Raw genomic sequence first — 18,561 nt, 5'->3', positions numbered from 1 at the left:
GCCCGTCTCCCCGTCTGATGATCCGCGGTCAGGCCGCACGCCCCAGGATGCCCGCCTCCTCGACCGGACGAGCCACCTGGATCAGGCAATCGCCGGCCTCGCTGTCGCTGTGCAGGCGGCGCGAGATGACGATCCCGGCCTCCTGGAAGCGCAGTTCCTCCTCCGGCTGGTCGAGCCGCGTCAGGTCGTGGAACCAGCCGGCGAGGTCGCCGGCGGAAACCCGCGCCCCGACATCGACCGCCGGTTCGAACCAGCCGCGCCGCAGCGCGTAGATCGCCTGCCGGTGGCTGTCAAGCTGAAGAAGCTGCATCGGCGTCGCAATGGGCGCCACAGCGGGCGCCGCAGCGGGCGTCGGACCCGAGAGCACCGGCGCATCGGTCAGCCCGACGGCGATCAGCAGATTGTCGATCGCGCGGGCGGTGTAGGCGATGGTTTCCGGAGTCACCGTGCCGCCGCCGCCGAACTCGCCGCTGATGCCGATGACGCCGGCCCGCGCGGCGGCGGCCATCGAGGTCGGAGCGGCGGCGCCGTTCTCCGCCACGAAGCCGTAGGGCATGTCCAAAGCCCGCATCAACTCCAGGGCGCGGGCGAGACGGTCGGGCGTGCCCTGCCGTTCGATCAGCGCACAGGGCAGGTGAGCCATCGAGGTGCCGCCGGAATGGATGTCGAACACCACGTCATGGCGCGGGAACAGCTCGTGTTCGAGGAAATGCGCCAGCCGGAAGGTCGGGGTGCCGGCGGGGTCGCCGGGGAAGGCACGGTTGAGGTTGCCATCGTCCAGCGGCGACCGGCGCCGCGCCGCCATCACCGCCGGCGCGTTGGTGGCCGGCAGGATCGTCACCTCGCCGCGGATGCGCGCGGGATCGAGGCGGCGGAACAGCCGGCCCAGCAGCAGTTCGCCTTCGTACTCGTCGCCGTGGTTGCCCGCCATCAGCAGCACGCGCGGACCCGTCCCGTTGCGCACGCGGCAGACCGGGACCTTCACCTGATAATAGGGGGACCGGTCCACCGAGAACGGGATGCTGAGGAAATCCAGTGACTTGCCATCGGCGGCGAAGTCGAGCGCGTGGTAGAGGCCAGTGTGCATTCCAAAAACCTTCTGGCGGAGGGGCGCCTTGGCAGCCTGTGCCGTGGCAGGGTTTGGCAGGGCAGCGGTCGCCCGACGCCTCCTCCGGTTCGCCGAAGAAGCCCGCTTACAGGGCGGCGAGCGCCGTCATTTCGACACGCAGGTCGGGGTCGGCCAGCCGCGCCTCGGTGCAGGCGCGGGCCGGCGGGTTGGCCGGATCGATCCAGGCGTCGTAGACCTCGTTCATGGCGTCGAAGTCGGTGATGTGCGGCAGGAAGACGTTGACCGCGACCAGCTTGGACTTGTCGGTGCCGGCCTCCTCCAGCAGGGCGTCGATCTTGGCCAGTACATCCAGGGTCTGCTCCTTGATCGAGCCGGTGCGGTTGTTGGCGACCTGACCCGCGATGTGGACCATGCCCTGGCAGACGACGGCCTGGCTCATGCGCGAACCGACCTGGAACCTCGTGATCATCGAATAAAACCTCTCTTGGATGCCGAACGGCGGATTACATCTGCGGAAGGGTCTGCTTTTCCTTGAACCACTTCATCTGCAAGGCGCCCAGCTTGCCGTTCAGGCGGTTGTAGAACAGGAAGGTGTTGATCCAGTTGACCATGTCCTGCTCGCCGTGGCGGACGGCCACATGGGCCGGCGACTGGCGGATCAGGAACTTCTGCTCGACCTCCTTGCCGGGATTGTCCTCCGACACCTTCAGCGCGATGGCGCTGTTCTCGGCGAAGGTCTCGACCTGCCCGGCCAGATAGGCGGCGATGGCGCCGGGGGTGTCCTCGAAGCGCACCAGCTTGGCGCCGGGGGCGTTGTCGGTCAGCCAGATGTCGAGCGTCGAGCCCTTGGCGACGCCGATGCTGCGGCCCTTCAGACCCTCCGGATCGGTGGCGGCGGCCATCGACTTCGGCCCATAGACGCCGAGATTGACCGCGGCGTAGGGCTGGGTGAAGGTCACCTGCTGGGCGCGCTCCGGCGTGGCGCCGGCGGCGGCGATCAGCACGTCGACCTTGTTGGCGAGCAGGCTTGGAATGCGGTTGGCGCCGGTCACCTGGACCAGATCCAGCTTCACGCCCATGTCGGCGGCCATCAGCTTCGCCAACTCGATGTCGAGGCCGGCGGCCTCGCCCTTGGCGTCCTTGAAGCCCCAGGGGGCCGCGTCCGTCAACACGCCGACGCGCAGCTTGCCGGCCGACAGGACGTTCTGCAGGACATCAGCCTTCGCGGCGGAGGGCGAGGCGGCGGTCAGGGCGACGGTGGCGCAGACCGCCACGGCGGCGGCGAGGGTCCGGAAGAGTCTCATGACATTGCTCCTCTGTTCAGGTCGTTGTCCGGTTCTCGGGAGGAACCGGTGGTTGGTTCGGCGCGCCTCAGCGGACGGAGGCGATGAAGCTCTGCAGTTCGGGGGTGCGGGGGTTGGCGAAGAGGTCCGCCGGCGGCCCCTCTTCCCAGACGCGGCCCTGGTGCATGAAGACGATCTTGGAGGCGACGTTGCGGGCGAAACCCATCTCGTGGGTGACCAGGACCATGGTCATGCCCTGGCGCGCCATGTCCTCCATCACCTTCAGCACCTCGCCGACCAGCTCGGGGTCGAGGGCCGAGGTCACCTCATCGAACAGCATCAGGTGCGGGCGCATGGCGAGGCAGCGGGCGATGGCGACGCGCTGCTGCTGGCCGCCGGAAAGCTGGGCCGGATAGGCGTCGATCTTGTCGGCCAGCCCGACGCGCTCCAGCACGTCCAGCGCCAGCGCCCGGCCTTCCGCCTTGGCGATCCGCTTGTTGAGGACCGGCGCCAGCGTGATGTTGCGCTCCACCGTCATGTGCGGGAACAGGTTGAAGGCCTGGAAGACGATGCCGACGCGCTGGCGGAAGTCGCGCAGATTCGGCATGTCGGTGCGCACCGTCTGGCCCTCCACCGTGATCTCGCCGCCGTCGATGCGCTCCAGCGCGTTGATGCAGCGCAGCAGCGTCGATTTGCCGGAGCCCGACTTGCCGATGATGGTGACGATCTCGCCTTCCTTGATGTCGAGCGACACCCCCTTGAGCACCTGGGTGGAACCGTAACTCTTGGTAACGTTTCGGATGTCAACGAGCGCCATTGAGACGGACCTCCAGGGAACGGGCCCACAGGGTGAGCGGCAGGCAGGCGGCGAAGTAGATCGCCGCGACGATCGAGTAGACCAGCAGGGGCTGGAAGGTGGCGGCGCTGACCAGCTGGCCGGCGCGGGCGAGTTCGACGAAGCCGACGATGGAGGCCAGCGAGGTCCCCTTGATCAGCTGGACCAGGAAGCCGACGGTCGGCGGCAGCGCCATGCGAAAGGCCTGCGGCGCGATGACGTAGCGGAACTGATGCCAGGTCGACAGGCCGAGGCAGGCGGCGGCCTCCCACTGCTCGTGCTTCACCGCCTCGATGCCGCCGCGCCAGATCTCGCCGAGGAAGGAGGCGGTGTAGACGGTCATGGCGATGCCGACGGCGACCAGCGGCGGCATCTCGATGCCGAGGAAGACCGGCATGCCGAAATAGAAGAACATCAGCAGGCCGAGCAAGGGCACGCCCTGGACGAGCTGGAGGAAGGCGGTGGCGGTCCAGCGCAGCGCCCGGCTGGCGCTGGTCCGCATCAGGGCGAGCGCCAAGGCCAGCGGAGCGCCGAAGCCGAGCGCGATGACGACGAGGACGGCCGTCCATTGCAGCGCGCTGAGCAGCGACAGGAAGTCGGGGAGGGAGAAGGAACGCATGGCCGGTGTCTCCGTCAGCGCCGCACCGGCCAGCGGAAGGCGAGGCGCCCCACCGCGGCGAACAGCAGTTTGAAGGTCATCACCAGGGCGAAGTAGATGCCGCAGATCACGGCATAGACCTCGAAGCTGCGGTAGGTGCGCGTCTCGATGAAGCCGCCGGTGTGGAACAGCTCCTCCGCCGAGATCTGCGAGGCCAGCGAGGTGCCGAGCAGAAGCAGGACGAACTGGCTGGTGAAGGCGGGATAGACGCTGCGCAGGGCCGGCGGCAGCACGACGTGGCGGAACACCTGCCAGCGGGTGAGTCCCAGGCACTGGCCGGCCTCGACCTGGCTGCCGGGAATGGCGTCGAGCCCGGCGCGGACGATCTCGGTGCAGTAGGCGCCGAAATAGAGGCCGAGCGCGATCGCCGCCGCCTCGAAGGCCCCCATCCGCAGGCCGAAGCCCGGCAGCACGAAGAAGACCACGAAGAGCTGGATCAGCGACGGCGTGTTGCGGATCAGCTCGACATAGCCGCGGATCGCCCAACGCACCGGGCGCGGCCCGCTGCGCACCGCCGCTGCGGCGGCGACGCCGATGGCGGTGCCGATCACCGCCGCGACCAGGGTCAGCAGCAGCGTGTGCAGCGTACCGTCGATCAGCTGGTCCTGGTAACGCCAGAGCTGCTGGAAATTCAATGTCTGCATGGGGAAACTGGCCGCCTCTGGTCAGCCGAAGAAGGTGCGGTAGGCGCTGCGGACCCGCCCGTCGGCGCCAAGGCCGAACAGCACCCGCCAACGGTCGATGCAGGTGCAGGGATGCGAGATGCCGAACTCGACGATGTCGCCAACCGCGAGATCATGGCCGACCGGCACGGCGACGAAGGCGTGCTGGTCGTTCAGCCGGGTCACCCGCAGCCCGTCGGCGGACCGCGCCACGCCGTCGCGATGGATCCGCAGGGGGCGGGGGAGGTCCTGGTCGAAGGAGGAATCGCGCATCCCGAAGCCGCAGATGGCCAAGCCCGGCTCCGGCCGGGTCAGCACTTCCGCCCACAGGCGAAGAGCCGGGCGGAAGTCGGCGGCCGTGGCGCCGCCGCAGGCGAAACCCCGCCGGGTGTCGAGCGCGCCGAGCGCGCGTTCGTAGGTGCCGTGGTCGTGGAAGAAGATGGCTCCGCTGCGCAGCACCAGCGTGGCGTTGCCGTCGGCTTTCGCGACCGTCGCCAGGCCGGCGACCACCATGTCGAAGAAGGCCGAGCCGCCGGCGGTGAGCAGCAGCGGCCGTTCCGGCGCCAGCGCGCGCACCAGGGCGAAGGCCTCCGCCGTCCGGTCCATCAGGGCGGCGATGTTGGCGGCGGTCTCGGCCGGGTCGGACGTTGCGACCGCCCCTTCATAGGTGGCGACGCCGTCGAGCACCAGCAGGCCCGGATGATTGAGAACCGTGGCGAGGATCGCGTCCACCGCCGCGCGGTCGCGGGCGCCGCCACGACCGGCCCCGACCTCGATCAGGACAGCCAGCGGACGGCCGGCAGCCTGGGCGGCGGCGGCGAGCGTCTCGACGGCGGCCGGAGAGTCGGCGAAGGCGCGCAGGTCGGCGTCGGGGTGGGCGGCAAGCAACGCACCGAGCCGCCGGCCGCTGGCGAGGCCGCCGATCTCGTTGCCGAGGATCAGCCGGGTCACGCCCGCGCGCAGCAGGACGGCGGCCTGCTGCAGGTTGGCGACGGTGGCGCCCCAGGCCCCGGCCTCCACCAATCCGGACGCGATCTGCGGGGCCATCGGCGTCTTGGCGTGCGGGGCGAGCGCCACACCGTGATGGCGTGCATAGGCAAAGATCAGGTCGCGGTTGGCGGCAAAGGCGTCCTCGTCGAGCGTCAGCACCGGCAGCGCCATGTCGCCGGCGGCCGGCCGCCAGCCCTGGGCACCGACGTCGCGCAGCCGCAACGGCGCCGTCCCCGGCGGCACCCCACGGATGCTGTCGTCTAAACTGCTGTCGAGCAGGGCATCGAGAAACAGGCTCATGGGCGGCAATCCTGATCAGCCAGATGAGGACGAGGCATCGGAACGTTCGATGACAACGTTACCATACAGCGGTTTTGTCACAATGACAACGTTATCATCACGCTTTGAGAGAGATCATTTCCCCGTGCCCCGTTGGATCAGCAACGGCGTGCCGGCAAGGCCACCGGTAACGACAAACGTGGCAGTTTTCCATAAGCCATCTTATGGCGCTTTCTGGCCAAGGGCGGCGGTTTCTATCCTGAAGTGAAACTCTTGTGTCAGTACAGAGGCTTACCGGCTTCAGGGGGTCGGGATGGGCACGCGGCATTTCCGCACCGATCCGAAGGAACGGCGTCGCGTTCCGATGACGCGCGACGCCGCGGTGCCTGCCGGCCAGTTCGCTCGCCCGCCAGACGCGCGCTGCCCGCTCACAAGAACGGGAGGGCAGCGAGGCACAGCGGCACCGCCGTCTTTCTTTCGCTGAGGCATGCCGCGGCGACGCCGATCGCCGCGGCTCCCCGCACCGGCTCAGGCCTTGGCGGCCACCGGAAGACGGAAGGGGGCACCCAGCCGGTTGAAGGCGTTCATCGCAGCGATGGCGATGGTGAGATCGACCAGATCCTTCGGCTCGAACGCCGACGATGCCGCCGCGTAGGCGGCGTCGGACGCGTGGGTTTCGCTGACGCGGGTCACCTCCTCGGCCCAGGCCAGGGCCGCGCGCTCCATGTCGGAGAACAGGTGCGGGACCTCCTCCCACACCGGCACCAGCGTGACCTTGTCGACCGACATGGTCTTCCGGAGGTCGCGGCTGTGCAGATCGATGCAGTGAGCGCAGCCGTTGATCTGCGAGACCCTGAGGAACACGAGGTGGATGAGTTCCTCGGGCAGGTTGGTGCGCTTCGTGACGTAATGATGAACGCCGAACAGAGCCTTCGCACCATCGGGTGCGACCTCATGCCAAGTCAAACGTGCCATGTTCTTTGCCTTTCCTGACAAAAACGGATTGCGGGTCCCCCTTCCCCGGTCCTGACCGCCGCCGGGTGCCGTCGACGTCCTTCAGCGCGCGGTTTGCCGGGAGAGCCAGTCCTCGAACCGGATGGCGCCGAGGCGGGGGTTCCGGCCGGGGGTCAGCGATTGATCGTTGAGAACGTCGCCGAAGTAGCGTGCGTGGATGTCCGGCACGACCTTGCGCGTGTCCTTCGTCGCCTGCAGGAGGCGCCGGACCAGCTCGTCGAGCGGGATCGCTTCCGGACCGGCGACTTCGAGCGTGCCGTTGACCGGCGGCGCGAGGGCGAGCTCGGCGAGAGCCGCCACCACGTCGTCGGAGGCGATCGGCTGGATCAGCGCCGGCGACAGGCGGGTTTCCCCGCCGACCGTGGCCGCCTGCGCGATCCCGCCGACGAATTCAAAGAACTGCGTGGCGCGCAGGATGGTGTGGGGAATGCCGGACGCCTTGATGAGATTTTCCTGGGCGACCTTCGCCCGGAAGTAACCGTTGCCGGGAAGCCGTTCGCTGCCGACGATCGAGAGGGCGACGTGGTGGCGGACGCCGGCGGCCGCTTCGGCGGCCAGCAGGTTGCGGCCCGAGGTTTCGAAGAAATCGAGGACGGCCTTGTCCTCCCAAACCGGCGCGTTCGCCACATCGACGACGACAGCGGCTCCGTCCATCGCCTGGGCTAAGCCCTCGCGGGTGATGGTGTTCACGCCCGTCTTTGGCGAGGCTGCGAGCGCATCGTGCCCGCGCTCGCGGAGGGTCTGCACCAGCTTCGATCCGATGAGGCCGGTGCCTCCGATGACGACGATCTTCATGGGGGTTCTCCGCTTCTCGACGGAAACCAGCGCCGTCGATGGACGGGAGAGTGCCCGCACGCGCTGGGGAAGTCCTTGCGGCGGGCTTGAATTGACCTCCAAGGGCGCTTGGATTTCCGTCCAAGAACGCCATACGGTGCAGCCGCCTGCGCGCCGCCGTGCTATCAAGGGCGGCATCGTCCGCCTGTCGCCCCGGACAGGGATGCGACGGGCGTTCGGTTCAGGGAGGTGAGGGGCTTGCCGTTCCGTTTCGGAGAGTGTGTGCTCGATCAGGAGCGCCGGGAACTGACCCTGCGCGGACAGGTCGTGGGCGTCGGCCCGCAGGTCTTCGACCTGTTGCTGCATCTCGTCCGCAACCGCGACCGCGTCGTCAGCAAGGACGACCTTCTGGAGGCGGTGTGGAACGGACGGATCGTCTCGGAATCGACCATCACCAGCCACATCAACGCGGTCCGCAAGGCCATCGGCGACAGCGGCGGGGAGCAGCGCCTGGTCCGCACGGTCCCCCGCAAGGGGTTCCGCTTCGTCGGCGCCATCGAAGGCGGCGCGATCGAAGGTGGGACAATTGAAGTTAGTGCAATCGACGTCGGGGCGGCCGAGGTCGGCACGATCGGGGAGACGCCGTCCGGGCCGGTCCTGCCAGGCAAGCCCTCGATCACCGTGCTGCCGTTCCAGAACCTGAGCGGCGACCCGGAGCAGGACTATTTCGCCGACGGCGTGGTGGAGGACATCATCGCCGCCCTGTCGCGCCTCCGCTGGCTGTTCGTCATCGCGCGCAACTCGAGCTTCGCCTACAAGGGCCGGGCGGTGGATGTGACGGACATCGGCCGTGAGCTGGGCGTCCGTTACGTGCTCGAAGGCAGCGTCCGCAAGGCTGGGAACCGCGTGCGCATCACCGGGCAGCTCATCGACGCGACGAGCGGGACGCATCTCTGGGCCGAGCGCTTCGAAGGCATGCTCGACGATCTTTTCGAGTTGCAGGACCGGATCGCCGAAAGCGTCGTCGGCGCGATCGCGCCGCAGCTCGAGCGGGCGGAGATCGAGCGCGCCAAGCGCAAGCCGACGGAAAGTCTGGACGCCTACGATTACTATCTCCGCGGCATGGCGAAGCTGCACAGCGGAACCCGCGAGGCGATCGACGCGGCGCTGCCCCTGTTCCAAAGGGCGACGGACCTCGACCCGGAGTTCGCGTCGGCCTATGGCGGGGCGGCCTGGTGCCATCTCTGGCGCAAGGTGAACGGCTGGATGACCGACCGCCCCCGGGAGATCGCCGAGGGGGTGCGGCTGGCGCGGCTGGCGGTGGAGTTCGGCCGCGACGACGCCGTGGCGCTGACCAGAGCCGGCCACGCGCTCGGTCACTTCGTCGGCGATCTTGATGGCGGCATCGCGCTCATCGACCGGGCCGTGCTGCTCAACCCCAATTTCGCCCCCGCCTGGTTCCTCGGCGGCTACCTGCGCGCCTTCCGCGGTGAAACGGAAAGCGCGAGCGCTCATTTCGCCCATGCCGCCCGCCTGAGCCCGCTGGACCCGGAGATGTACCGGATGCAGGCGGGGACGGCGCTCGCGCATTTCTTCGCCGGACGCCACGACTGCGCCGCAACCTGGGCGGACAAGGCGTTGGGGAACCTGCCCGGGCTCCTGGTCGCCATCGCCCTGACGGCGGCGAGCCACGCGCTCGCCAGGCGGACGGAGGAGGCGCGGCAGGCGATGCAGCGGTTGCGCGCGCTCGACCCGTCCTTGCGCGTCTCCACTCTCCGGGAGTGGCTGCCGATCCACCGTCCCGAAGATCTTACGCGGTTTGCGGAGGGTCTGAGACTGGCTGGGTTGCCCGAGTGAAGTCTGGCCGTGTCGGACGCCTCGACGGATGCCGGTTCGCGATCAGGCGGCGGTCGTCGTGCGGAAGCGCTTCCGGTAGTCACCCGGATTGATGCCGAGATTGCGGACAAACGCGCGCCTCATGGAGCTGGCGTCACCAAATCCACAGAGATGCGCCACCCGCTGGAGCGGCGTGGATGAGTCGACCAGCATCCGGCGCGCCGCGTCAAGCCGCGCCGCTTCCACGAAATCGGCCGGAGGACGGCCGACGTCGCGCTTGAACACCCGCGCGAAATTCCGCGAACTCATGCCGGCCTGGGAGGCCAAGGACTCCACGGAGAGATCGGCGGAAAGGTTGTCCAGCACATACTCCTGAATCCTCTGGATTCCGGTCCGGCTCGACGCCTGGGCCGCGAGATGGGCGCTGAATTGCGACTGCCCGCCCGGCCGCTTCAGAAACATCACCATGTAGCGCGCGACCAGCAGCGCCAGCTCCCGCCCGTGATCCTCCTCCAGCAGGGAGAGCGCCAGGTCGATGCCGGAGGTGACGCCGGCGGCGGTGGAGATGTTGCCGTCGCGAATGAAGATCTGGTCCGCATCGACCGTCAGCGTCGGGAACTCGGCGCGAAGCTTGTCGGCGCATTCCCAATGGGTGGTGACGCGGCGGCCATCGAGCAGCCCGGTGGCCGCCAGCAGGAACACGCCCGTGCAGATCGACCCGTAGCGGCGGGCTTCGGGCGCGCGGCGCCTGAGCCAGTCGATCACCGCCGGATCGATGGCGCTGAACGACGGGTCCCCGGCGATCAACAGCGTGTCGATCGGTTGATCGGGGTCGTGGATGGTCCGGTCGGCAAGGAACCGCAGGCTGCCGGTCCCGCAAACCGGCCCCTCCGCGGTGCCCATCACCTGCACCTCGTAGGCCTTTGGATCGCCGAGACGGCGCGCCGCTTCCCAGAACACCTCCGCCGGACCCACCACATCCAACGCCTGAACCCCGGGAGGGGCGAGAAGCACAATCCGCATGAAAGACGCTCTTCCTGCAATCGGGCGGCCATAGGGCATCGCCGCCCGATTGTATTTGGCATGCCAGCCGTCAGGCAAGAGCCCGGCTGCGGAGCGTGGTGACGCGAAGCAGCGGGTTGCCGGCGTCCAGCCGGCCCAGCGCCCGCAGAAGCCCGCAGCTGATCGCCGGTTCGCACAGCACGACCGGCAGATAGGCGGCGGCGAAGACCGCCCAGTCCGCGAACGGCGTCGCCCGCTCGCCCAGCATCAGCCAGAAGCCGACCATGGCAACCACGCCGCTGTAATAGACGGCGTCGAAGCGCAGCACCGACGACCAGCGGATCGCGGCCAGTCCACCGGATTCCAGCAGGCGCTTTCCACCCATGGCGTGTACGGCAACCAGCGGCACCATCAGCGACAGCGAATTCACGGCGAGATGCGCGAGATCCTGCGGCTCGAACAGAAGGGCCTGAAGCGTCAGGCCAATGCCGAACCCGAACAGGGTCGCGGGAAATCCGAAGATGAAATAGATGGCCGAGGCGCCGATGAAATGCAGTTCCGACGGGCCGACCGGCTGGTGCCAGAATTCCATGAAGACCGAGAAGAAGACAGCCGCCAGGAGCGCCTTGCCCCATTCGAGGGGCCGGCGCAGGAAGGCCGGAGTGTGCGAGGCGAGAAGGCTGAGCGCGGCCGCGTTGGCGCCGACGATTTTCGCGGCGGACAGCATGCCGGGTTCGATGTGCATGGACGTCTCCCGATGTTCGGATGGTGGTATCAGGCCGACCGCGTGTCGGCAGTGGCGGTGGCGGTGGCGGTGGCGGTGGCGGTGGCGAGGCGGGCCGACAACTCGTCGGGCGTTGCGAGCCCGGATTGCAGGATTGTCGCCTCCAGGGCGCTCAACCACTGTTCATAGTAGTTCCAGGAGGGACCGTCGGGGGCCTGGGTCCGCTCCCAGTCGCCGATGGCGGCGATCAGGTTGCGGCGGAAATCCTCCCATTCAAAATGGCCCTCCCGGGCCAGGGCGAGCGCCACCCCGAAGGCCGACCGCTCCCACTCCTCCGCGAAGCAGAGGGTGCCGTTGGCGCGGGGCGGGGAATCCTCGGCCCCGGCCATGCTGGTCAGGGCGAAATGTTCGAAGCGGGTCAGCATGCCCGTTCCTCCTGACGGTTCTGGGGGGCTGGTTCGGGGATCAGGCGGACGCCGCCACCGCCACGCCCATCATGGCTTCCGGCGTGACCAGGGCGGCGAGCTGGTCCTCGCTCATGCCCTCGGTCCCGGCGGGGCGCTCGGGAATGACGAACCAGCGGATCTGCGCGCTGCTGTCCCAGACCTTGACCTCCGTGCTCTCGGGCACGGTCAGCCCGAACTCCTTCAGCACGGCGCGCGGCTCGCGGGCGGCGCGGCTGCGGAACGTCGGGTCCTTGTACCAATAGGGGGGCAGCCCCAGCACCGGCCAGGGATAGCAGGAGCAAAGCGTGCAGATGACCAGATTGTGAACGCCCTCGCCGTTCGCCACGGCGCGCATGTGCTCGCCCTCGGCACCGGCCATGCCCTCCGGCAGATCCGTCATCTCGGCGATGGCGGCCGGCGCATCCGCGACCAGCCGTTGCTTGAAGGCCGGATCGACCCAGGCGCGGGCGACGATCCTGGCGCCGTTGAACGGACCCATCTTCGTTTCGAACACGTTCAGCACCGTGTCCACGGTCTTGCTGGTGATGACGCCCTTTTCGATGAGCAGCGCTTCGAGGGCACGGACGCGCGCGGCGCTCCGGGCCTCGCGGTCGTCGGGATGGTGGAAACGATCGGTCATTCGCGATGGCTCCGGTTCAGGCGGTGGGCTTGGTGACGTAGGCGGCGTAGAGGTCGGCGTAGAGCGTGACGTTCGGCTCCGTGTTGCCGGGCCACAGGTCCTTGGCCTCGAAGCGCACGCAATAGACGGGCATCGGCGCGCCGACGCCGTCCGTCCCGGTGTCGGTCAGATAGCCGTAGGCGCCCGGATAGACCGTCTCGACCACGCCGCTGTGGTTGCGCAGGAACCCGGGCAGGCGGGTGTGCTCGAGCGTCGGCACGTTCCTGACCGTCACCGTGTCGCCTTCCCGGAAGTCGGGCAGGGCCGCGACGTCGCGCTTCGGGGAGTCCCCTTCCGCCAGATAGCGCTCGACACGCTGGTCGATCTCCGGCGCGCCGCCTTGCGGCAGAGGCTTGTCCGGATCGGCCAGATACTCCGCCGTGCGGGCCTCCAGCTCCTCCTCCGTGATGTAGCCGTTCTCGATGAAGTAGCCGCTGATGCCGCCCAGCCACTTCTCGTAGTAGCGGTATTTGAAATAGTCGAAGGGGTTGAGCCCTTCGGCTCCGGTGCGCAGATGGGCCCAGGTCCAGACGGTGTGGAAGGCGCTCGGCGTGGGGGGAAGCGGCAGTTGCGGGCTGAGCGCCATCATCGCCGTGTGAATGCCGAAGATGCGCTTCTCCCACTCCTCCACGAAGACACGCGTTTCGACGGTGATGGGGCCGAGACCCTCCAGGCCCCCGAGGTAATGTTGCAGCTTCATTGGGTGCTTCCTGAAATCGGGAACGGAAACAGAAGCGTCAGAGGGCGGCGGCGTCCGCCGCGACGGCGCAGCCGCGAAGCCCCTCCAGCAGCCTTTCGGCATCCAGGTTGCGGCCGATGAAGACGAGCTGATTCAACCGTTCCTCGCCGGGTTTCCAAGGCCGGCCCGGCCGCCCGTCCAGTGTCATGTGGACGCCGTGAAAGACGAAGCGGCGTCCCTGGCCGTCGAGGTCCAGCACGCCCTTGGCGCGCAGCAGGTCGCGCCCCTTGTCCTGGACAAGCTGGTTGAGCCAGCGGTCGACGGCAGCCGGGTCGAGCCGTCCGGGCTCGCGAAAGGCCACGCAGCCGATGCCGGCGTCGTGTTCGTGCTCATGCTCATCGAGGATGTCGGGGTCGAGGCGCAGGATGTTCTGCAGGTCGAAGGCGCCGATGCCGAGGATCTCCGAGAGCGGCAGGGCGCATTCCTCGGTGCGGTGGATGCGGGCCAGCGGGTTGAGCCGGCGGATCTCGCGTTCCACGGTGTCGAGCACCGCGGCGGGCTCCAGGTCGATCTTGTTCAGCAGGATCACGTCGGCGAAGGCAACCTGTTCGCGCGCTTCGTCATGGCCAAGTTGCAAGGGCAGGTGGCGGGCGTCGGCCACGGTGATGATGGCGTCCAGCGCGAAGCGGCCACGCAGCCCTTCGTCCAGCACGAAGGATTGAATGACGGGGGCTGGGTCGGCGAGGCCGCTCGTCTCGATCACCACCCGGTCGAATCCGCGCTCGCCCTCGGCCAGCCTTACCAACGCCTCGATCAGATCACCGCGGACGATGCAGCAGACACAGCCGTTGTTGAGTTCGACGATCGTCTCGTCCGTCGCCGTCACGAGCAGCCCGTCGATGCCAAGCTCTCCATATTCGTTCACGATGACGGCGGTCCGCTCGCCGCCACGCTCCGCCAGGATGCGGTTGAGCAGGGTCGTCTTGCCGGCCCCGAGAAATCCGGTCAGCACGGTCACCGGAATCGGTCGCATGGCGATGCTCCGTTGCTTCAGGTTGCAAACGGCAGCCTTCGCCTGCGCAGATGGCCGAGGAGATCCGGACGTTCCGCTTCGGCGCTGCCGTGGTATACATTGCACCGCATACCGTTCGTTGACTCAACAAGCGGTGCAGGGCAATTCCGGACAAAGCGCCTATCAGAATCGGCCAAGCGCTCCATGGCGGGCGGTGTGAAGATGCAGGCTGTGACGCGGAGTTCGGCGATTTTGCCGGAGCAGCGCCCACACCCGGGAACTGACCGCGCGGATGCGGGTGGCCGCAATTTCCCTCGGCCATGCGGGGTGCGGGCCGCCCCATCGATCCCGAAGCCGGCCGTCGATGCCCGCGGGGGGCTGTACTTATCGGCCCGCCAGTTCCTCCACAAGCAAAGCCTCCAGCGTCGCGGGATCGATCGGCTTGTGCAGCATGCGGATGCCGGTCCGCCCGGCGTCGGCCAGCCGTTCGGCCGAGGTGTCGCCGGTCACCAGGACCGTGACCGGCGTGCCGTGCCGGCGGGCTTCGGTGATGATGGTGGCGCCGGTTTCCCCCCGCCCAGGGAGTGGTCGGCGATGACGATGTCCGGCGGGGTCTCAAGCCGGTCCAATATGGCTTTGGCCTGCGCCGGCGTGCGGGCGACGTGCACGGACACCCCCCAGCTCCGCAAGGTGACCTCCAGCGCCTTGAGCACCATCGGTTCGTCGTCCACCACCAGGGCCGTCCGGTCCCGCAGCGCCCTGCCGGGCGAGTCCCCTCCGTCGGTCGGTGTCTGAACCGCCTCCACCGCCAGAGGAAGCGTCAGGCTGAAGGTCGACCCCTTTCCGGGTTCGGAGTGGACGGTCACCCGCGTCTCCAGCAGATCGGCCACCCGCCGCACGGTGGCAAGGCCGATGCCGAAGCCGCGCGCATGCTCGCGGGCGGCGTTGCCGATCTGATAATAGGGCTCGAAGATGCGCTCCACCTCCTCCGGGACGATGCCACGACCGGTGTCGGTCACGTCGATCGCCAATCGATCGCCTTCGACCCGTGTCTCCACCGTGACGCCGCCCTGTTCGGTGTATTTGACGGCGTTGGAGATGAGATTGCGCAGCACCAATTCCACCAGCAACGGGTCGGACCGGACCGATCGCCCGGCCGGCGGCATGTGCAGCCGCAGCTTCGCCTCGCGCGCCGGTCCCTGGAACTCGCCGTAGAGACGTTTCAGCAACTCGTCGAGGTCGAAGGCCCGCGCGCCTGCACCGTGAGCAGGCCGGCATCGAGCCGCGCCACTTCCAGAAGCCCGTTCAGCATGCCCGTCAGGCTGGTCATGCTGTCCGACAACGGCTTCAGCAGCTCGCGCGCCTTCTGGTCCAGCGGCTGCCGCCGCAGAAGCTCAAGGAACAGGTTGGCGGCCTGCACCGGCTGGCGCAGATCATGGCTGACCGAGGCGAGGAAGTTCGATTTCTCCCGGCTTGCCGCCTCGGCCGTGTCGCGTGCCGACTGCAGCAGGGCTTCGGCGTGCTTGTGGTCGTGGATGTCGGTCGAGGTGCCGAACCATCGGACGATGACGCCGCTGTGCGGATTGCGGTAAGGCAAACCCCGGACCAGGAACCAACGGTAGTCTCCGGTTCTTGAACGGAGACGATGCTCGACGAGAAAGAGGCTGCCCGTCCGCTGCGCCTCCTGGAAGCGCTCGGCCGTCATCGCTGCATCGTCCGGATGGATGAACTCGGCGATGACGTCCGACACCGTGGCCGGCCCCGTCCGGGAGTCGTACGCCACGCCGGTGTAGTCGGCCCATTGGCGGTTGAAGAATTCGACCCGCCCTTCGGCGTCGGTGATCCAGACGATCTGCGGCACGGCGTCCGCCATCAGCCGAAACCGCGCCTCGCTCTCGCGCAGGGCCGCTTCGGCTTCATGCCGGGCGGTCAGATCGGCCGTGACCGCCAGAAAGTGGCGCTTGTCTGCGTCGTCGCCGGGCACGATCGTGATGCCGCTGTTCGCCCAGACGTCCGTCCCGTCGGGCCGCCGGTAGCGCTTGTCGAGCGCCACGGTCTCGCCGGTCCGCAAAGCCTGTTCGATGGCGGTGCGGCTCGCCGCCATATCGTCGGGGTGGGTGACGTCGGCAACGGACAAGCCCACCACCTCCTCCCGCGGACGCCCGACAATGCGGCAGAGTTCGTCATTCACGCGGAGAAAGCGGCCATCCAACGTGAGCACCGACAGGCCGACCGCCGCGCGGGCGAAGAGGACGGACAGCTGCGTCTCGCTGCGCCGCAACGCTTCGTCGGTGCTCCTGCGGGCGGTGATGTTGCCGGCGGTCCCGAACCACTCGCAGATCTCGCCATCCGCAGCCAGGAGCGGCACCGCCCGCGAATGCGTCCATCCCAGTGTTCCGTCGGCCTGCCGGACCCGGTGTTCCAGATCGAACACGCTCTTGGTGCGGATGGCGTCCCGGATGGCGCCGAGAACCTGCGGCTGGTCATCCGGATGGATGTAGTCTTCAAGCCATGCCCTGTTGCCGCCCGTCGTGTCGGTGAGGAAGCCGTGCCCGTCGAGCCGTCGCATCTCCGTCCAGTCGGCGTTCATATGGTAGACGGCGAGAGAGGACGCGGTCACCAGAGCACGGAAGCGGTTTTCGCTGTCGCGCATCGCAAGCTCGGCCCGCTTGCGGTTGGTCACCTCATGCACCGTCACCAGGACGCCGGCGACGCACCCGGCATCGTTGCGGACCGGGCTGTAGGTGAGATCGAACCAGGTTTCCTCCGGAACGCCGTTGCGTTCGAGGATCAGCTTCTGGTCGTCGAACCGGCGGGATTCGCCGCGCAGCACGGACTGATAGATCGGCCCGTTGAAATCCCAGACCTCCGGCCAGCAGTCGCGTGTGGGCTGGCCGAGGGCGCGGGGATGCTTCCCGGCGGTGACCTCGGCGTAGCGGTCGTTGTAGATCTGGATGAGATCGGGACCCCAGAGGACGATCATGCCGAGCGGGGAACCGAGGACCAGGTCGACGGCCACCCGCAAGGACAGTGGCCAGTTCGCCTTCGGTCCGAGTGGGGTGGCGGTCCAATCGTGGGTCCGGATCAATGCCCCCATGGCTCCGCCGCCCATGGGCCAGCCGGGGGGTGCGCCAACGACGTCAGGAATCATGGCCGCCGTTCGGTGCAGGAGGCTGGGCAAGCGGGGCCGGCGGCAGCGCAACACGCTCCTGAAGCAGGCGCAACCCCTCGCGCACCACTTCGCTGGCCGTCTGGTAGCGTCCGGACGCCACCAGGGACCGGACGAAACGGCCGAGTTCCGGGGTGAGGGAGATGCTTTGGTTGATGCGCCTGGACATGGGACGATCGCGGCGAAATGATGACGGTGCGACAGAGTAAGACGCCGAAACCGGGCGCGGAAGTCGTCTGAACGGCATGACGTTCCCGCTTGTCCACGTCGAACGGCAAGGGTGGCCCCGTGACGGTGCGGCGTCTCATCGCCCATTGCGAGAAACGCCGCGACCGCGCATCCATTGTGCGTGGTGTTGCCGTCCGTGGTGTTGCGCTCAGTGGTTCGCGTAGACCCACATCTGGCCGTCCTGGGTGCCGAAGAGGACGACCTGGTAGGGCTCGCCCGTCTTCATGTCCATGCCCGGCGCGTCCTGCGGCATGCCGGGAGCCGACAGTCCCTTGGCCTGCGGACGCTCGGCAAGCAGCCGCCTCACGTCCTCCGCCGGGACATGCCCCTCGATCGCGTAGCCGTCGACCAGGGACGTATGGCAGGACTCCAGGGCTTCGGGGATGCCGTTCGCGGTCTTGACCGGCTCGATATCCTCGACCTCGTGGACCTTCACGTCGAACCCAGCGGCGATCATGTGCGTGACCCAGCCGACGCAGCATTCGCAGGACCGGGACTTCCACACCTCGACGATCGGCGACGCCACCGCGGGACTGCCGGCGAACAGGATGTTGCCACCGATGGCGGCTCCCCCGGCCAGGACGGCGCCGAGGGCAAGGGCGGCCGCGGTTTTCTTGGGCTTCATGGACATGGTTCGTGTTCCTCGTGGGTGGCATCCGCATTCGCGCGGGGCGGATGCCGGCCTGGACGTCGCCAGGCGTGATTCGTGGTGCCGTGGCGCGCCGGAAGACGCGCGCGCTCCTGCCCGCGCGCATGGCGACGGGACATGGCCAGGCCAAGCCGAGCGGTCGGCAAGCCGGGCGGTCAGATGGAGACGCGCGGCGGCTTCAGCGCCGGATCGACGGCGATGCCATCGGGCAGGCCAGGGGCGGGCATCGCGATCGAGGCCGGTGTCGGATCGACGGGGAGCGGCGGAGCGCCCACGGGCAGGCTGACGGGCATGGCGTGGCAGCCCGGGGCCATGCAGCCGCCACCGGGGGCCGACGCTCCGTCCGGGCCGGGGCAGCAGGTCCGCTCCATCGCTCCATCCGCTGTCGCCGGCTCGGCACCGGCCGTTCCCGCACCGCAACCGCATGGGTCGGAAAGGACGCCGGCCGGAACCGAGGCGGCGAACGGCACGATCAGCATGACCAGAACGAGCAGGCCAACCGCCACACACCGCAGACTTGCCCGGAACGCTCCCCCCATGCCCCTCCGCCTTTCGCCCCCGAGCCCCTCGCCC

Annotated in this window: 22 protein-coding genes; 1 reads left to right on the top strand and 21 read right to left on the bottom strand. The window is 68.3% G+C overall.

Annotated elements, in window-relative coordinates:
* Positions 1–28 precede the first annotated feature (28 nt).
* The 9 genes from ACWPN5_RS26825 to ACWPN5_RS26785 all read right to left on the bottom strand — a co-directional run bounded on the left by ACWPN5_RS26825 (position 29) and on the right by ACWPN5_RS26785 (position 7,585).
* Positions 29–1,087: a M14 family metallopeptidase gene (locus tag ACWPN5_RS26825; RefSeq protein ID WP_200478215.1), complete on the bottom strand. Its 1,059-nt coding sequence runs from the start codon at positions 1,085–1,087 to the stop codon at positions 29–31.
* A gap of 106 nt (positions 1,088–1,193) precedes the next feature.
* Positions 1,194–1,538 (bottom strand): RidA family protein, encoded by a 345-nt coding sequence (locus ACWPN5_RS26820; protein ID WP_200478214.1) that lies wholly within the window; start codon positions 1,536–1,538, stop codon positions 1,194–1,196.
* Positions 1,539–1,572: 34 nt separating this feature from the next.
* Positions 1,573–2,373: a transporter substrate-binding domain-containing protein gene (locus ACWPN5_RS26815; protein ID WP_145681874.1), complete on the bottom strand. Its 801-nt coding sequence runs from the start codon at positions 2,371–2,373 to the stop codon at positions 1,573–1,575.
* Positions 2,374–2,440: 67 nt separating this feature from the next.
* Entirely contained in the window at positions 2,441–3,169 is a 729-nt protein-coding gene (locus ACWPN5_RS26810) for an amino acid ABC transporter ATP-binding protein (RefSeq protein WP_200478213.1), read from the bottom strand.
* Positions 3,156–3,806, bottom strand: a complete 651-nt coding sequence (locus tag ACWPN5_RS26805) for an amino acid ABC transporter permease (RefSeq protein ID WP_492298402.1) — start codon at positions 3,804–3,806, stop codon at positions 3,156–3,158. Before ACWPN5_RS26805 ends, ACWPN5_RS26810 begins: the two co-directional genes overlap by 14 nt.
* A 14-nt stretch (positions 3,807–3,820) precedes the next feature.
* A complete protein-coding gene (locus ACWPN5_RS26800; protein ID WP_145681871.1) occupies positions 3,821–4,489 on the bottom strand; it encodes an amino acid ABC transporter permease in 669 nt (222 codons plus the stop codon).
* A 21-nt stretch (positions 4,490–4,510) separates the two neighbouring features.
* Positions 4,511–5,797, bottom strand: a complete 1,287-nt coding sequence (locus tag ACWPN5_RS26795) for an alanine racemase (protein ID WP_492298400.1) — start codon at positions 5,795–5,797, stop codon at positions 4,511–4,513.
* 507 nt (positions 5,798–6,304) lie between these two features.
* A complete protein-coding gene (locus tag ACWPN5_RS26790) occupies positions 6,305–6,751 on the bottom strand; it encodes a carboxymuconolactone decarboxylase family protein (protein ID WP_145681869.1) in 447 nt (148 codons plus the stop codon).
* 81 nt (positions 6,752–6,832) lie between these two features.
* Positions 6,833–7,585, bottom strand: a complete 753-nt coding sequence (locus ACWPN5_RS26785; RefSeq protein WP_492298398.1) for an SDR family oxidoreductase — start codon at positions 7,583–7,585, stop codon at positions 6,833–6,835.
* Between the two features lie 237 nt (positions 7,586–7,822).
* On the opposite strand from ACWPN5_RS26785, the gene ACWPN5_RS26780 reads away from it, so the two are divergent.
* Positions 7,823–9,421, top strand: a complete 1,599-nt coding sequence (locus ACWPN5_RS26780; RefSeq protein WP_492298396.1) for a winged helix-turn-helix domain-containing tetratricopeptide repeat protein — start codon at positions 7,823–7,825, stop codon at positions 9,419–9,421.
* A gap of 42 nt (positions 9,422–9,463) precedes the next feature.
* Here ACWPN5_RS26780 and ACWPN5_RS26775 read toward each other — a convergent pair whose 3' ends face one another.
* The 12 genes from ACWPN5_RS26775 to ACWPN5_RS26720 form a co-directional block, all read right to left on the bottom strand.
* Positions 9,464–10,423 (bottom strand): GlxA family transcriptional regulator, encoded by a 960-nt coding sequence (locus tag ACWPN5_RS26775; protein WP_145682142.1) that lies wholly within the window; start codon positions 10,421–10,423, stop codon positions 9,464–9,466.
* A gap of 70 nt (positions 10,424–10,493) precedes the next feature.
* Complete coding sequence (locus ACWPN5_RS26770; RefSeq protein WP_492298394.1) at positions 10,494–11,147, bottom strand: energy-coupling factor ABC transporter permease; 654 nt, start codon at positions 11,145–11,147, stop codon at positions 10,494–10,496.
* Between the two features lie 29 nt (positions 11,148–11,176).
* On the bottom strand, positions 11,177–11,551 hold the full coding sequence (locus tag ACWPN5_RS26765; RefSeq protein WP_492298392.1) for a nitrile hydratase accessory protein: 375 nt from the start codon (positions 11,549–11,551) through the stop codon (positions 11,177–11,179).
* A gap of 40 nt (positions 11,552–11,591) precedes the next feature.
* Positions 11,592–12,212 carry a nitrile hydratase subunit alpha gene (nthA, locus tag ACWPN5_RS26760; protein WP_145681864.1) on the bottom strand — a complete coding sequence of 207 codons (621 nt, stop codon included), beginning with the start codon at positions 12,210–12,212 and terminating at the stop codon, positions 11,592–11,594.
* A gap of 16 nt (positions 12,213–12,228) precedes the next feature.
* Positions 12,229–12,951, bottom strand: coding sequence for a nitrile hydratase subunit beta (gene nthB, locus ACWPN5_RS26755; protein WP_200478206.1), 723 nt, complete (start codon positions 12,949–12,951; stop codon positions 12,229–12,231).
* A gap of 37 nt (positions 12,952–12,988) precedes the next feature.
* Complete coding sequence (locus tag ACWPN5_RS26750) at positions 12,989–13,963, bottom strand: CobW family GTP-binding protein (protein WP_492298389.1); 975 nt, start codon at positions 13,961–13,963, stop codon at positions 12,989–12,991.
* A 363-nt stretch (positions 13,964–14,326) separates the two neighbouring features.
* The gene (locus ACWPN5_RS26745) at positions 14,327–14,452 is read right to left on the bottom strand and encodes a hypothetical protein (protein ID WP_492298388.1); all 126 of its coding nucleotides are present in this window, start codon (positions 14,450–14,452) and stop codon (positions 14,327–14,329) included.
* A complete protein-coding gene (locus ACWPN5_RS26740) occupies positions 14,449–15,171 on the bottom strand; it encodes an ATP-binding response regulator (protein WP_492298386.1) in 723 nt (240 codons plus the stop codon). Before ACWPN5_RS26740 ends, ACWPN5_RS26745 begins: the two co-directional genes overlap by 4 nt.
* Positions 15,165–17,093, bottom strand: a complete 1,929-nt coding sequence (locus tag ACWPN5_RS26735) for a PAS domain-containing sensor histidine kinase (protein WP_492298385.1) — start codon at positions 17,091–17,093, stop codon at positions 15,165–15,167. Before ACWPN5_RS26735 ends, ACWPN5_RS26740 begins: the two co-directional genes overlap by 7 nt.
* Positions 17,083–17,280 carry a type II toxin-antitoxin system ParD family antitoxin gene (locus ACWPN5_RS26730; protein WP_145681861.1) on the bottom strand — a complete coding sequence of 66 codons (198 nt, stop codon included), beginning with the start codon at positions 17,278–17,280 and terminating at the stop codon, positions 17,083–17,085. Before ACWPN5_RS26730 ends, ACWPN5_RS26735 begins: the two co-directional genes overlap by 11 nt.
* 207 nt (positions 17,281–17,487) lie before the next feature.
* On the bottom strand, positions 17,488–17,970 hold the full coding sequence (locus ACWPN5_RS26725) for a DUF411 domain-containing protein (RefSeq protein ID WP_492298383.1): 483 nt from the start codon (positions 17,968–17,970) through the stop codon (positions 17,488–17,490).
* Positions 17,971–18,143: 173 nt separating this feature from the next.
* Positions 18,144–18,494, bottom strand: coding sequence for a hypothetical protein (locus ACWPN5_RS26720; protein ID WP_492298382.1), 351 nt, complete (start codon positions 18,492–18,494; stop codon positions 18,144–18,146).
* Positions 18,495–18,561 lie beyond the last annotated feature (67 nt).

The organism is Azospirillum sp. UENF 211521, assembly GCF_058780535.1.
Note: the sequence above shows the minus strand (reverse complement) of the source record. Positions and strands in the feature narration are given on the sequence as shown.

What these genes read in the sequence shown, in the direction of transcription:
- ACWPN5_RS26735 (WP_492298385.1), bottom strand. Translation starts at nt 17,093, where the DNA reads ATGATTCCTGACGTCGTTGGCGCACCCCCCGGCTGGCCCATGGGCGGC.
- ACWPN5_RS26790 (WP_145681869.1), bottom strand. Translation starts at nt 6,751, where the DNA reads ATGGCACGTTTGACTTGGCATGAGGTCGCACCCGATGGTGCGAAGGCT.
- ACWPN5_RS26800 (WP_145681871.1), bottom strand. Translation starts at nt 4,489, where the DNA reads ATGCAGACATTGAATTTCCAGCAGCTCTGGCGTTACCAGGACCAGCTG.
- ACWPN5_RS26785 (WP_492298398.1), bottom strand. Translation starts at nt 7,585, where the DNA reads ATGAAGATCGTCGTCATCGGAGGCACCGGCCTCATCGGATCGAAGCTG.
- ACWPN5_RS26820 (WP_200478214.1), bottom strand. Translation starts at nt 1,538, where the DNA reads ATGATCACGAGGTTCCAGGTCGGTTCGCGCATGAGCCAGGCCGTCGTC.
- ACWPN5_RS26775 (WP_145682142.1), bottom strand. Translation starts at nt 10,423, where the DNA reads ATGCGGATTGTGCTTCTCGCCCCTCCCGGGGTTCAGGCGTTGGATGTG.
- nthA (WP_145681864.1), bottom strand. Translation starts at nt 12,212, where the DNA reads ATGACCGATCGTTTCCACCATCCCGACGACCGCGAGGCCCGGAGCGCC.
- ACWPN5_RS26750 (WP_492298389.1), bottom strand. Translation starts at nt 13,963, where the DNA reads ATGCGACCGATTCCGGTGACCGTGCTGACCGGATTTCTCGGGGCCGGC.
- ACWPN5_RS26825 (WP_200478215.1), bottom strand. Translation starts at nt 1,087, where the DNA reads ATGCACACTGGCCTCTACCACGCGCTCGACTTCGCCGCCGATGGCAAG.
- ACWPN5_RS26805 (WP_492298402.1), bottom strand. Translation starts at nt 3,806, where the DNA reads ATGCGTTCCTTCTCCCTCCCCGACTTCCTGTCGCTGCTCAGCGCGCTG.
- ACWPN5_RS26810 (WP_200478213.1), bottom strand. Translation starts at nt 3,169, where the DNA reads ATGGCGCTCGTTGACATCCGAAACGTTACCAAGAGTTACGGTTCCACC.
- ACWPN5_RS26795 (WP_492298400.1), bottom strand. Translation starts at nt 5,797, where the DNA reads ATGAGCCTGTTTCTCGATGCCCTGCTCGACAGCAGTTTAGACGACAGC.
- nthB (WP_200478206.1), bottom strand. Translation starts at nt 12,951, where the DNA reads ATGAAGCTGCAACATTACCTCGGGGGCCTGGAGGGTCTCGGCCCCATC.
- ACWPN5_RS26770 (WP_492298394.1), bottom strand. Translation starts at nt 11,147, where the DNA reads ATGCACATCGAACCCGGCATGCTGTCCGCCGCGAAAATCGTCGGCGCC.
- ACWPN5_RS26815 (WP_145681874.1), bottom strand. Translation starts at nt 2,373, where the DNA reads ATGAGACTCTTCCGGACCCTCGCCGCCGCCGTGGCGGTCTGCGCCACC.
- ACWPN5_RS26730 (WP_145681861.1), bottom strand. Translation starts at nt 17,280, where the DNA reads ATGTCCAGGCGCATCAACCAAAGCATCTCCCTCACCCCGGAACTCGGC.
- ACWPN5_RS26765 (WP_492298392.1), bottom strand. Translation starts at nt 11,551, where the DNA reads ATGCTGACCCGCTTCGAACATTTCGCCCTGACCAGCATGGCCGGGGCC.
- ACWPN5_RS26725 (WP_492298383.1), bottom strand. Translation starts at nt 17,970, where the DNA reads ATGTCCATGAAGCCCAAGAAAACCGCGGCCGCCCTTGCCCTCGGCGCC.